This window comes from Micromonospora terminaliae, assembly GCF_009671205.1.
Lineage (GTDB): Bacteria > Actinomycetota > Actinomycetes > Mycobacteriales > Micromonosporaceae > Micromonospora > Micromonospora terminaliae.
In genome coordinates, this window is the sequence record NZ_CP045309.1 from 5,530,741 (window position 1) to 5,543,340 (window position 12,600).

Sequence of the window (12,600 nt, forward strand, 5' to 3'; positions counted from 1 at the left end):
TCCGCCGGACGTGGTGATGGCGGGTCGCGGTGGGCGTACGCCCGAACCGGCGACCGGGGACGGCCCGGCAACCGGCCGGTCCGACCTCGACCTGCTGCGGGCGCACGTCGCCGGCGACCGGGACGCCTTCACCGAGCTGTTCCACCGGCACCGCGACCGGCTCTGGGCGGTGGCCCTGCGGACGCTCGGCGACCGCGAGGAGGCCGCCGACGCCCTCCAGGACGCGCTGCTGTCGGCGCACCGCGCCGCGGCCCGGTTCCGGGGCGACTCGGCGGTCACCACCTGGCTGCATCGGATCGTGGTCAACGCCTGCCTAGACCGGATCCGGCGGCGCCAGGCGCACGCGACCGTCCCGCTGCCGGACGGGGTACACACCGACGGGGAGCCCGGCCGGCACACCGGCGGGGTGGAACCGGCGGCGCCGGCCCGGGACCACGACACCGCCCTGGTGGTCCGGCAGGCCCTCGCCGCGCTCCCGGCCGAGCAGCGGGCCGCGCTGGTGCTGGTGGACGTGCAGGGCTACCCGGTGGCCGAGGTGGCCCGGATCCTCGGGGTCGCCGAGGGGACGGTGAAGAGCCGGTGCGCCCGGGGCCGGGCCCGGCTGGCCGTGCTCCTCGGCCACCTGCGGACCGGCTCCGACGAGGTCGCGGACGTGCCCCGGGTCACCGGCGGGAACCCGCGGCCGCCCGAGGGCGTCGGATCCACGTCGGGATCGTCCCGGCGGGACGCCAGCCAGGAGGAGACGTGACTTCCCGGGAGTTCAGCGAGGTCGACCACGACCTGCTCGCCGACTACCTCGGCGGGGCGCTGGACGGCACCCCGGAGCAGGCCACCGTCGCCCGCCTGGTCGAGCACGACCCGGCCTGGGGCGAGGCGCACAGCGCCCTGGCCCGGGCGCTCGAACTGGTCGACGCCGACCTGGCCGGGTGGGCCGCGGCGCCCACGCCGGAGCTGCCGCCCGCGGTGGCGGACCGGATCACGGCGGCGCTCGCGGGCGCGGGCCCCGCCCCGACCGGCGAGCTGGCGTCCGATCCGGCCGAGCCGGGCTCGACCCCCGCCGCCGTGCCGGCACAGCCCCACCGGGGCACCCACCCGGCGAGCGCGGCGGGCCGGAAGGACCGGAACACCGGGCCGGGACGCCGGGCGCGGCGCTGGGCCCGGCTCGCCGGTCCCGTGGCGCTGGCCGCCGCCTCGGTGACCGCGGTGGGGTTCGGGGTCAGCCACCTGGTCGGCACGGGTGCCGGCCGGATGACCGCGGCGACCGACAACGCGGGCAGCCGGGCCGACGGCGGGGCGGCCCCGATGGCCGCCGCGCCGTTCCAGACCACGGGGCCGGCCCGGCAGAGCGGCATCGACTACACCCCGGACTCGCTCTCCCGCGTGGGGGTCGCCGGCCCTTCGACGCTGGAGAGCGGCAAGGCGAGCTCGGCGGAGGGGGACGGGCGGCGCCTCTCGGAGGCCTTCGGGCTGGATCGGCTCGCCCGCCCCGAGGCGCTGGCCGCCTGCCTGTCCGAGATCGGCGCGGAACACCACTCCGGCCCGCTCGCCGTCGACCTGGTCGACTACGCCCGGTTCCAGGGCAGCCCAGCGCTGGTGGTCACCTTCACCGACGCGGGCGGCACCCGGTGGGCCTGGGTGAGCGGACCCGAGTGCGGGGTCCCCGGGTCCGGCGCCGACACCCGCTTCACCACGCGGGTAGGGTGAGGTCGCGGTCACCCGGCAGTGTCCTGCCACGTGACGTGACCCACCGGATGACCGGCTCGGGAATCCCCGCTTCGTACGATGACGTTCTGCAAGTCAGGTGCCGCTGTCGCTGAGCTGTCGGCACTCGGGATCGACATCGGTGCGCGCGCCGGTGACGAACACACACATCGGGAGACGGCAGTGGACGAGGTCCGCAACCTGATCATCATCGGCTCCGGGCCGGCCGGTTACACGGCGGCGGTCTACGCCGCGCGCGCCAACCTCAAGCCGCTGGTCATCGAGGGCGTGCAGTCCGGCGGTGCGCTGATGACCACCACCGAGGTGGAGAACTTCCCCGGTTTCGCGGACGGCATCCTCGGCCCCGAGCTGATGGACAACATGCGCAAGCAGGCCGAGCGGTTCGGCGCCGAGTTCCTCACCGACGACGTGACCCGCGTCGAGCTGAAGGACACCGGCGAGGTGGGCTCCAACACGGTGAGCACCGTCTGGGTGGGCGAGACGGCCTACCGGGCGAAGGCGGTCATCCTCTCGACCGGCTCGGCCTGGCGCCCGCTGGGCGTGCCGGGCGAGCAGGAGTACCTGGGCCACGGCGTGTCGTCCTGTGCCACCTGTGACGGCTTCTTCTTCCGCAACCAGCACATCGTGGTGGTCGGCGGCGGCGACTCGGCGATGGAGGAGGCCAGCTTCCTCACGCGGTTCGCCGACTCCGTGACGATCATCCACCGCCGCGACTCGTTCCGCGCCAGCAAGATCATGGCCGCCCGTGCCCTCGGCAACGAGAAGATCAAGGTCGAGTGGAACAGCGTCATCGAGGAGATCCTCGGCGAGGACGGCAAGGTCAGCGGCGTACGGCTGCGCAACGTGCACACCGGTGAGACGAAGGTGCTCGACGTCACCGGCGTCTTCGTGGCGATCGGCCACGACCCCCGCAGCGAGCTGTTCCGCGACCAGGTGGAGCTCGACGACGAGGGGTACGTGAAGGTCCAGGCGCCGAGCACGCGCACCAGCATTCCGGGCGTCTTCGCCGCCGGTGACGTGGTCGACCACACCTACCGGCAGGCCATCACGGCGGCCGGCACGGGCTGTGCGGCCGCCCTGGACGCCGAGCGCTTCATCGCCACCCTGCAAGGCTGAAAGATTTTCACGAACAGGTCCCGGAGGAGGGGTTCATAGTGGGAGCAACCAAGGCGGTCACGGACGCGAGCTTCGCGAGCGACGTGCTGAAGTCCGACAAGCCGGTTCTGGTCGACTTCTGGGCGGAGTGGTGCGGTCCGTGCCGCAAGGTCTCGCCGCTGCTGGAGGAGATCGCGGGCGAGATGGCTGACCAGGTCACCATCGTCAAGCTCAACATCGACGAGAACCCCGAGACGGCGCGCACCTACCGGGTGATGTCCGTGCCGACCCTGACCATCTTCAAGAACGGCGAGCCGGTGCAGTCCATCGCCGGCGCCAAGCCGAAGGGTGAGCTGGTCAAGCTCATCGAGTCGGCGCTCTGAGCCGACGCCCGACACCGCCGGAACCCCCGTCCGCCCGATCCCGGGTGACGGGGGTTCCGCGTTTCCGACCTGCGGCGAATCGGTGATCGTCGGTGACCGGCCACGGTACGCTCCGTAAGGCGTCCCCAGCGGGGAAGCACCTCCGTCGGAGTCTCCGGCCAGCCAGCGTCCGTGCAGAGGGGGTCGTCGTGCGTCCCATCCGACCCGGTGACCGGGGACCCGCGGTGGCCGAGATCCGCACCGTGCTCACCGGCCTGGAACTGCTACCGACCGGCCGCGGCGGCGAGGAGTTCGACGCCGAGACCGAACGCGCGGTCCGGGCGTTCCAGCAGTCCCGCGGCCTCAGCGTCGACGGGCGGGTGGGCGCGGAGACCTGGCGGGCGCTGGACGCGGCCCGCTGGCGGTTCGGTGCGCGCAGTCTCTACCACGCGGTCCCCGAGCCGCTGATCGGCGAGGACGTCCGGTCACTCCAGGAACGGCTCCTGGAGATGGGGTACGACGTCGGCCGCGCCGACGCCATCTACGGCATCCGCACCTCCCGCGCGGTGGCCCAGTTCCAGCGGGAGATGGGGTTGAAACCGGACGGGACGTGCGGCCCGCACACCGTCAACGCGCTGCGCCGCCTCGGCCGCAAGGTGGTCGGCGGGCGGCCGCAGTGGCTCCGTGAGGCAGATGCCATCCGGCAGGCCGGCCCGACCCTGGTCGGGCGGACCGTGGTGATCGACCCGGGGCACGGCGGCACCGACCCGGGCGTGGTGGTGCCCGACGGCCCGCTGCGCTGGACCGAGGCGGATCTCGTGCACGACCTGGCCAGCCGGCTGGAGGGGCGGCTCGCCGCAGCCGGCGTACGCGTGCAGCTCACCCGGGGCCCGTCCCCGCGGACCTGCCTGCCGGACGCGGACCGCGCCCAGCTGGCCAACTCCCTCGGTGCGGACGTCTTCATCTCGCTGCACACCGACGGACACGCCAACCCGGCTGCCGACGGGGTGGCCACCTACCACTACGGCACCGACAACGGCGTCACCTCGGCGACCGGGGAGCGGCTGGCCGGGCTGGTGCAGCGGGAGATCGTGGCCCGCACCGGGCTGCGGGACTGCCGCACCCACGCCAAGGCCTGGGACCTGCTGCGGCTGACCCGGATGCCGGCGGTACGGGTCGAGGTGGGCTACCTGACCTCGCCGGCCGACCGCGGCCGGCTGGTGGACCCCCGGTTCCGGGACCGGCTGGTAGAGGCGATCGTGGCCGCCGTTCAGCGGATGTACTACCCGATCGAGCGGGACGTGCCCACCGGCTCGATCGACGTGAGCGAGCTGCGGGCGGTGGTAGCCGCCGGCACGGTGGTCGACTGAGCAGGCCGGGCGCCTCAAGCTCACCGAGCGTCCTCAGCTCATCGAGCGGGTGGCGGGGGCCGGGCGGACCGGGCGCAGCAGCGTCTCCGGGCTCATCGAGCCGAGCAGCTTCTCCAGCGCGTACTCGACGTCGGACTTCCAGCTCAGCGCCGTGCGCAGTTCCAGCCGCAGCCGGGGGTAACGCGGGTGCGGGCGTACCGTCTTGAAGCCCACCGAGAGGAAGAAGTCGGCCGGCGCGAGGCAGGCCCGCCTCGGGTCGTCGCCGTCGTCGCCGAACTTCGCGTCGCCGAACGCCTCGATCGCCTTGATGCCGCGCTTGGTGAGATCCCGGGCCACCCCCTGGACCAGCATCCGGCCCAGGCCGCCGCCTGCGAAGGCCGGCACCACGTGCGCGGTCATCAGCAGCGCCGCGTCCGCGGAGACCGGGGAGGTCGGAAAGGCCATCGAGCGCGGAACGTACGCCGGCGGGGCGTACATGACGAAACCGGCGGGCATGCCGTCGACGTACGCCAGCTTGCCGCAGGACCCCCACTCCAGGAGCGTCTGGGAGACCCAGGCCTCCTTCTCCAGCCCCGGGTCGCCGGCGGCGCACGCACGCTCGGCGGAGACCGGGTCCAGCTCCCAGTAGACGCACTGCCGGCAGGAGCGGGGCAGGTCCTCCAGCGTGTCCAGGGTCAGACTGACCAGACGTCGCGACATGAGCACCCCACCCATAGGCCCGGAGCGGAGACCACCGCGGTCTCCCGCCGCCTTCCTGCCCCCGACGAGCGATCGTACGCTCCCGCCCGACGCTACGGGAGAGGACGCGCGAACGCCCACCCGAGCCGGGGAGCGGGCCGGTCCGGGATGTGGACGTACCCACATGGCGGGCCCGATGCTGGACGGCGGCGACTACGATCGACCAACCGGCCCCCGCGCGCCGCCATGGTTGCCGGCATCGCGGGTACCACACCGGGCGGCAGCCCCGCCGACACCCGATCGAGGTGATGTCATGACCGGCACGACACTCGACGACTACACCGACCGGTACGCCCGGCGGGTCCGGGGGATGACGGCCTCCGAGATCCGGGCACTCTTCGCGGTCGCCAGCCGGCCGGAGGTGGTCTCGCTCGCCGGTGGGGCGCCCTACATCGCGGCCCTGCCGCTCGACGCGGTCGGCGAGATGCTCGGCCGGCTCGGCGCCGAACACGGCGCCACCACCCTCCAGTACGGCATCGGCCAGGGCACCCCGGAGCTGCGCGAGCGGATCTGCGAGGTGATGGCGCTGTCCGGGATCGACGCGTCGTGCGGCGCCTCGCCCGAGGACGTGGTGGTCACCGTCGGCGGGCAGCAGGCGCTCGACCTGGTGGCCCGGCTCTTCCTGGACCCGGGAGACGTGGTGCTCGCCGAGGGCCCGACGTACGTCGGCGCACTCGGGGTGTTCCAGGCCGCCCAGGCCCAGGTGGCGCACGTGCCGATGGACAACGAAGGGCTGATCCCGGAGGCGCTGGAGGCGGCCATCGCCGACCTCGCCCGGGCCGGCCGGCGGGTGAAGTTCCTCTACACCATCCCCACCTACCAGAACCCGACCGGCGTGACGCTGAGCGAGGAGCGGCGTGAGCGGGTGCTCGACATCTGCGAGCGCGCCGGGCTGCTGGTGGTGGAGGACGACCCGTACGGTCAGCTCGGTTTCGAGGGCGAGGCACCCGCGCCGCTGCGGGCCCGACGGCGCGACGGGGTGTTCTATCTGAGCACGTTCTCCAAGACGTTCGCGCCCGGCCTGCGGGTGGGCTGGATCCTCGCCCCGCACGCCGTCCGCGACAAGCTCGTCATCGCCAGCGAGGCGCAGATCCTCTGCCCCAGCGGTTACGCGCAGGCCGCCGTCTCGACCTACCTGGGCACCATGCCCTGGCGGCAGCAGCTCAAGGTCTACCGGGAGGTCTACCGCGAGCGCCGGGACGCCCTGCTCGACGCGCTCGCGGACCTGATGCCGGAGGGCACCACCTGGACCACCCCGGCCGGTGGCCTCTTCGTCTGGGCGACCCTGCCGGACGGCCTCGACTCCAAGGCCATGATGCCGCGGGCCGTCGCCGCTCGGGTCGCCTACGTGCCGGGCACCGGCTTCTACGCCGACGGGACCGGCGCCGGCAACATGCGGCTCAACTTCTCCTTCCCGCCGCCGGAGCGGATCCGGGAGGGCGTCCGCCGGCTGGCCGGTGTGATGGAGCAGGAGATCGCCATGCGCAAGGTCTTCGGCGCGGTCGGCGGGGCGGGTCCCCGGCGCCGGCAGGGCGGCTCGGACGCCCCCGGTCCCGACTTGGCATGATTCCCGCATGTCCGTCAGCCCTGCCGCACACACTTCCGTGACCGGACCCGCCGCCACCGACGAACTGCACGTGCTGGTGCTCGCCGGCGGGCTCTCCTACGAGCGGGACGTCTCGCTCCGGTCCGGCCGGCGGGTGCTCGACGCGCTGCGCGCGGTCGGCGTGGAGGCCGAGCTGCGCGACGCCGACGTGGCGCTGCTGCCCGCCCTCGCCGCCGACCCGCCGGACGCCGTGGTGATCGCCCTGCACGGGGCCACCGGCGAGGACGGCTCGCTGCGCGGGGTGCTCGACCTCTGCGACGTCCCCTACGTCGGCTGCGACGCCCGCGCGTCCCGCCTCGCCTGGGACAAGCCCTCCGCCAAGGCGGTGCTGCGCGAGGCGGGCATCCCCACCCCCGACTGGGTGGCGCTACCGCACGACCGCTTCTCCGAGCTGGGCGCGGTCGCCGTCCTGGACCGGATCGCCGACCGGCTCGGCCTGCCGCTCATGGTCAAGCCCGCGCAGGGCGGCTCCGGACTGGGCGCCGCCGTGGTCCGCGACGCCGGGTCGCTGCCGGCCGCCATGGTCGGCTGTTTCGCGTACGACCAGACGGCGCTGGTCGAGCGCTACGTGCCCGGGATGGACGTGGCGGTCTCCGTCCTGGACCTGGGCGAGGGCCCGCAGGCCCTGCCCCCGGTCGAGATCGTGCCGCGCAACGGCGTCTACGACTACGCGGCCCGCTACACCGCCGGCCGCACCACCTGGCACGCGCCGGCCCGGCTCGACCCGGAGGCGGCCGAGCGGGTGGCCGAGGTGGCGCTCGCCGCGCACACCGCCCTCGGCCTCCGTGACCTCTCCCGCGTCGACCTGATCGTCGACGCGGAGGGGCAACCGCACGTGCTGGAGGTCAACGTCTCCCCGGGGATGACCGAGACCTCGCTGCTGCCGCTGGCGGTCCAAGCGGCCGGGCTGGACTTCGGGCGGGTGCTCGGCACTCTGGTGAGCCGCGCCGCCACGCGCCGGCCTTGACGTCAGGCTGACCCGGCCGCCTGCTTCGGCGTCTCCGCCCGCTGTGGCGTCTCGCCACGTTCCGACGTGCCGGTGCGCTGCGCCGCGTCGGCCTGCTTCGGCACCTCCGGCTGTGCCGGCGTCTCGGCGTGCTCCCCTGCGGCGGCTTGGAGCGTGCCGGCCTGGTCCGGCGTGCCGTTCTGGATAGGCGTGCCGTTCTGGTCCGGCGTGCCGGGCTGCTCCTCGGTCGGCGCCTCCGCCGTCTCGGCCTCCGGGATCTCATCCGCGGCCTCGATCACCGAGGCGGTGTCCTCCTCGGGCTCGTCGGCCACCGCGGTGGTCGGCGAGGCGCTGAGACTCGACGGCGCCTGCCACTGGATGCGGGGCGGCTCGGCCAGCGGACGGCCGCCGAACTCGGCGAGCCAGGCCGCGACGAGCGCCAGGTTCTCCCGCCACTGCGCCTCGGAGATCGGCGGCAGGATCGAATCCCACAGGGACAGGAACGTGCCCCGCAGTTGCAGCTGCCCGTAAGGCCGCGCCAGGAACCACAGGTGAAGATGGGCGGAGCCGTCACCCCAGCGGTTCACGTGCACGCGCGCCACGCCGTCCAGCGACCGGATCGCCCGCTCCAGGCGTACGGTCATGACGCCCAGCTCGGCGGCGAGCAGATTTGGCAGGTCGCCGAGATCGAGGTGCGACCGGGACTCCAGGATCAGCACCATCGGCAGGCCGGTGGGCCGGTCCATGGCACGGACCCGCCATCGCTCACCCACCCAGATGTACGCCTCGTCCGGCGCCTTGCACGCGGTGCACTCCCGATTCCCCTCGCCGCGGCGGGGAGGCTCGACCGGCACCGGCTCATCGAGTTGCTTGACGTGGAGATCGCCCTCGAAGGGAAAGGAGGGCCACTGGGTGAAGTCCGGGACTGAGGGAGGGGTGTCCTGCACGACGCTGACCCTAACCGAGTTGGCGACGCCTGTCCCTACCTGAACGCCGGGCCGGTGAGCGTTCCTCGTCGATCCGCAACAGGTTGTCCACCGCGTTGTCCACAGGCCGCCGAACTTGTCACCACAGCGCGTCATCCACAGCTCAGCAAGGGTTTCCGCGCGGTGTTTCACGTGAAACGAGCGGTGCCTGTGGAAAACGACTGTGGATAACCGACGGCTCGGTCCGGGTTGCCTGGACGGCTGGGTCCTTCCTTCACAACGAGCGAGGCGACGATCGGCACTGGGTCGGTTTCGTCGGTCTCGCAGACCGCGGGCCGCGGGGTGGCGCTGACGGATCGGTGCCGGCTGTGTTTCACGTGAAACCGAACTACGTGCCGGTGCTTGCGGCAGCTCGGTCATGCGCGGCCAGGGCGTTGTAGATCCGCCGGCGACCTTTGGCCGACTGGTTCAGCAGCCGTAATCGCATACCTCGGCTTGGGCGAGGAGGTCGAGGGGTTTCACGTGAAACGAGGGATGGTGGGCGACGGTAGTGCGCACTCGGCAGGGGATTGGGCAAGCGGTCCGGGTGCGACGCCGACTTGGGCCGGCGTGACTACGGGGCCCGGAGTCGGAGCGACGCGGCCCAGGAACCGGAGCCCGAGGCCGCGCCGGCCTCCGGGTGACCGGTGCCGGCCTTCGCCGGCATCTGGTCGCTCTGGGAACTGGCCGGCGAGCGCTTCATCGGCGCCCCGCGACGTCGGGCCCGGCGCAACGGGACGCAGCCCTTTGGACGTCAGCTCCCGAGACGCCAGGCCCTCGCAGACACCGAGCCCGAGGCGCTGGGAAATCCCCCGGGAGTGCCCGGCCCCCTACCCGGTCCCGGGGATGCTCGGCCCCCAAAGGCCGAGTGGCCGGATGCCGGGCCCCGCTGGGCCGCCGCTCCGCAGAGTCCCCAGCCGTCGGGAACACCCAGGTGTCGGCGGGCCGCGTACTCAGCGGCTCGACGGCTCGACGGCTCGGCCGGCTTGGCGGCTCGGCCGGCTTGGCGGCTCGGCCGGCTTGGCGGCTCGACGCTCAGCAGCTCGGCAGGGTTCCGCACCCGCTGGCTCGGATAGGCCGTCGACTGGCCGAGTTCGGAACGCCGGCTCGTCTCGCCGACCACTCCGACCGCGGATCGCCTGAGGGTCGCGCGGTGGGACGCGGCCGGGTAGTCCCGCTCAGCGCCGCTGAGCCGCCGAATAGCCGCTCACCCACCCCCCGGAGGGATCACGGGCGGAAGGTGGCTCCAGGACGCTCACAGCGCCTCGCGCAAACCGCTTCTGCGACGAAGCCCGCGTTCGAGAGATGTCGCAGCGAGCCCGATACAGCCGGAACCAGGAACCTCCACAACGAGGCGTGACGGGATGGCGGCTGCACCAGCCGCAGCCGGACGAGACGAAGGCAGATGACGCGCGCCGAGTAATCGGCACCGCCGAGCGAGCAGCACGCCGAGTGAGCAGCACGCCGAGCGAGCAGCACGCCGAGTGAGCCGAACGGCGAGTGCGGCACGGCGAGTGCGGCACGGCGAGTGCGGCACGGCGAGTGATCGGCATGCTCAGTGGCCGAGATTGGCCCACATGCGTGCCCGAGCGAGCAGTTCGCTTATCGACATCCCGCCGGGGCGGCTCCGATCCTTGGCAGTCCAAGCGGCACCCACACCCCGACCCTGCCCGGCCCCATCGCCCTCTCCCCGTCTTTGTTTCACGTGAAACGAAGACGGCATGGACCGGCGTGACGACGACAGCCCGGCAACCGCCCCTGGGTCCCCGGGTCCCCTGGGTCTACTACCGCCCAAGCACCGCGGCGGTCCGGCGGACGACAGCACCCCCCGCCGGGCGGTGGTCGTTGGGCGTCGGGACCAGTCCACAACCCGTGGCAAGGACTGAACTGGCTTCCGCGTCGAAGGCACCTCGACAACCCGACAGAGGAGTCTCCCGGCTCAGCGGTTGTCGCCGCTTCCGCCCAGCAGGCCGCGGGTCTGACGGCTGGCCAGCTTGGCGAGGTTGCCCGCCGCGATGTCGTCCAGCGACAGATCGAGGTAGTCGGCGAGCACCGCCACGTACCAGAGCACGTCACCTAGTTCCTTGGCGATGTCGGCCCGGTCGATCCGCGACTCGTCGCTGTCGAGGTCCCGAACCCACTTCTTGAACTTCTCGGCGATCTCACCCGACTCGCCAACCAGTCCGAGCACCAGATGGAGCAGTTCGTTCTTCTTCTCACGCGGAGCGGCGGTACGGAGAGCAGAGCGCTGATACGCGTCCAGGTCCATGGCCGACCAGTATGCCGCCCCCATCCGGTGAGCGCGGTCCGCGACGACCAGGAGACCGCTAGCGAAAGGCACAACCGTCTCGATGAGCTGCCCGCGTCGACATCCCGCTCCCGCACGCCTTCTCTACAACCGCCGGCCGGCGGGGTTTCGCCGTCCGAGGCGGGGAGCAACCTCGCCCTGCCGGGGTGTGGCACCCGTCCCCGACGACGATGCCGGTCGACGAGTTAGGAGACGCGGACGTCGTAGCCGGGCAGGCCGACTGGGCCACGGACGCCAGGGATAGCAGCGTTCTCGAATTGGCAGCACGAACTCTCATGCGCCGGGCGCCGAAGCTGGCCGGACGCCTTGCCGACGCCTGCCTCGCCACCGGCCAGAACCGGCCGGACCCGGAGACCATGGCCAGCCGGCCCGGAAACGACTCGGCCGCGTGGCCCCCCGCAGGGACCACGCGGCCGGGACCGACAGGGACGGCTACTCCCCGGACTGCTCTTCCTGCCCCACGCCGATGATTCCGACGATCCGCTCCAGGTCGTCGACCGTCGCGAACTCGATCGTGATCTTGCCCTTGCTGCGGCCGATGTCGACCTTGACCCGGGTGTCGAAGCGGTCCGACAGCCGGTCGGCGAGGTCTGTCAGCGCGGGTGCGTGCGGCTTCGGCCGGCGCTTGGCAGCCGGGGCCTTCGCCGGGCCGTCGGCGAGCGCCAGCGCCACGAGTTCCTCGGTGGCGCGTACGGAGATGCCCTCGGCGACGATGCGCTTGGCGAGTTGCTCCTGCGCCTCGGCGTCGTCGAGGCTGAGCAGGGCGCGGGCGTGACCGGCGGAGAGCACCCCGGCGGCGACCCGGCGCTGCACCTGGGCCGGCAGGTTCATGAGCCGGATGGTGTTGGAGATCTGCGGCCGGCTGCGGCCGATCCGGCGGGCCAGTTCCTCGTGGGTCGCGCCGAACTCCTCCAGCAGTTGCTGGTACGCGGCCGCCTCTTCGAGCGGGTTGAGGTTGGCCCGGTGGATGTTCTCGAGCAGCGCGTCCCGGAGCATCGCGTCGTCCTTGGTGTCCCGGACGATGGCAGGGATGCTCTCCCGGCCGACCGCCTGGGCCGCCCGCCAGCGCCGCTCGCCCATGACGAGTTCGTACTTCTCGCTGTCGAGCTGCCGAACGACGATCGGCTGGAGGAAGCCCACCTCCTGGATCGAGGTCTTCAACTCCTCCAGCGCCTCCTCGTCGAAGACGTGGCGAGGCTGCTTGGGGTTCGGCACGATGCTGTCGACCGGGATCTCGGCGAACCGGGCTCCCGGGACCGGGCTCAGTTGCGGCTCCGGCTCGGTGGCGGCGGTGGCCGCTGCGGGCAGATCGCCGGCACCCACGGCCCCGGTCACTGCCGCCGCCGCACCACCGACGGGGGCGGCCGGAACGGCTGCCCCCGTACCGTTCTCGGGTTCGGCGGCCGCCGGGGCGCTGCCCGGCACGGGCCCGGTGGGGATGAGGGCGCCGAGCCCCCGGCCCAGACCGCCGCGAGGACGGTTCTTCAT

11 protein-coding genes are annotated in these 12,600 nt (G+C 72.9%); 7 read left to right on the forward strand and 4 right to left on the reverse strand.

Translation table 11 applies throughout. The features are described from left to right. Positions 1 to 16 precede the first annotated feature (16 nt). From sigM to GCE86_RS25485, 5 genes are all read left to right on the forward strand, one after another. Positions 17 to 748 (forward strand): RNA polymerase sigma factor SigM, encoded by a 732-nt coding sequence (sigM, locus tag GCE86_RS25465; protein ID WP_154229250.1) that lies wholly within the window; start codon positions 17 to 19, stop codon positions 746 to 748. After that, complete coding sequence (locus GCE86_RS25470) at positions 745 to 1,704, forward strand: hypothetical protein (RefSeq protein ID WP_154229251.1); 960 nt, start codon at positions 745 to 747, stop codon at positions 1,702 to 1,704. Before sigM ends, GCE86_RS25470 begins: the two co-directional genes overlap by 4 nt. Before the next feature lie 180 nt (positions 1,705 to 1,884). Continuing rightward, positions 1,885 to 2,838, forward strand: a complete 954-nt coding sequence (gene trxB, locus GCE86_RS25475; protein ID WP_154229252.1) for a thioredoxin-disulfide reductase — start codon at positions 1,885 to 1,887, stop codon at positions 2,836 to 2,838. Positions 2,839 to 2,876: 38 nt separating this feature from the next. Then, positions 2,877 to 3,200 (forward strand): thioredoxin, encoded by a 324-nt coding sequence (gene trxA / locus GCE86_RS25480; protein ID WP_154229253.1) that lies wholly within the window; start codon positions 2,877 to 2,879, stop codon positions 3,198 to 3,200. Positions 3,201 to 3,388: 188 nt separating this feature from the next. Next, entirely contained in the window at positions 3,389 to 4,549 is a 1,161-nt protein-coding gene (locus tag GCE86_RS25485) for an N-acetylmuramoyl-L-alanine amidase (protein WP_154229254.1), read from the forward strand. A gap of 33 nt (positions 4,550 to 4,582) precedes the next feature. On the opposite strand, the gene GCE86_RS25490 is transcribed toward GCE86_RS25485, so the two are convergent. Next, on the reverse strand, positions 4,583 to 5,248 hold the full coding sequence (locus tag GCE86_RS25490; RefSeq protein WP_154229255.1) for a GNAT family N-acetyltransferase: 666 nt from the start codon (positions 5,246 to 5,248) through the stop codon (positions 4,583 to 4,585). A 292-nt stretch (positions 5,249 to 5,540) separates the two neighbouring features. Between GCE86_RS25490 and GCE86_RS25495 the strand changes: the two genes are divergently transcribed. Together GCE86_RS25495 and GCE86_RS25500 are read left to right on the forward strand one after the other, a co-directional pair. Beyond that, entirely contained in the window at positions 5,541 to 6,854 is a 1,314-nt protein-coding gene (locus tag GCE86_RS25495) for an aminotransferase-like domain-containing protein (protein ID WP_154229256.1), read from the forward strand. A 7-nt stretch (positions 6,855 to 6,861) separates the two neighbouring features. Beyond that, a complete protein-coding gene (locus GCE86_RS25500) occupies positions 6,862 to 7,860 on the forward strand; it encodes a D-alanine--D-alanine ligase family protein (RefSeq protein WP_154229257.1) in 999 nt (332 codons plus the stop codon). Positions 7,861 to 7,862: 2 nt separating this feature from the next. Here the strand turns inward: GCE86_RS25500 and GCE86_RS32210 are convergent, their stop codons facing one another. From GCE86_RS32210 to GCE86_RS25515, 3 genes are all read right to left on the reverse strand, one after another. Further along, entirely contained in the window at positions 7,863 to 8,786 is a 924-nt protein-coding gene (locus GCE86_RS32210) for a hypothetical protein (RefSeq protein ID WP_420846486.1), read from the reverse strand. Positions 8,787 to 10,743: 1,957 nt separating this feature from the next. Further along, positions 10,744 to 11,097, reverse strand: a complete 354-nt coding sequence (locus GCE86_RS25510; protein ID WP_239542962.1) for a nucleoside triphosphate pyrophosphohydrolase family protein — start codon at positions 11,095 to 11,097, stop codon at positions 10,744 to 10,746. Positions 11,098 to 11,544: 447 nt separating this feature from the next. Continuing rightward, positions 11,545 to 12,600 (reverse strand): ParB/RepB/Spo0J family partition protein, encoded by a 1,056-nt coding sequence (locus GCE86_RS25515; RefSeq protein ID WP_154229258.1) that lies wholly within the window; start codon positions 12,598 to 12,600, stop codon positions 11,545 to 11,547.

Excerpts from the sequence above, each read along its gene's own strand:
- sigM (WP_154229250.1), top strand. The coding sequence starts at position 17 with ATGGCGGGTCGCGGTGGGCGTACGCCCGAACCGGCGACCGGGGACGGC.
- GCE86_RS25495 (WP_154229256.1), top strand. The coding sequence starts at position 5,541 with ATGACCGGCACGACACTCGACGACTACACCGACCGGTACGCCCGGCGG.
- GCE86_RS25515 (WP_154229258.1), bottom strand. The coding sequence starts at position 12,600 with ATGAAGAACCGTCCTCGCGGCGGTCTGGGCCGGGGGCTCGGCGCCCTC.
- GCE86_RS25490 (WP_154229255.1), bottom strand. The coding sequence starts at position 5,248 with ATGTCGCGACGTCTGGTCAGTCTGACCCTGGACACGCTGGAGGACCTG.
- GCE86_RS25500 (WP_154229257.1), top strand. The coding sequence starts at position 6,862 with ATGTCCGTCAGCCCTGCCGCACACACTTCCGTGACCGGACCCGCCGCC.
- GCE86_RS25510 (WP_239542962.1), bottom strand. The coding sequence starts at position 11,097 with ATGGGGGCGGCATACTGGTCGGCCATGGACCTGGACGCGTATCAGCGC.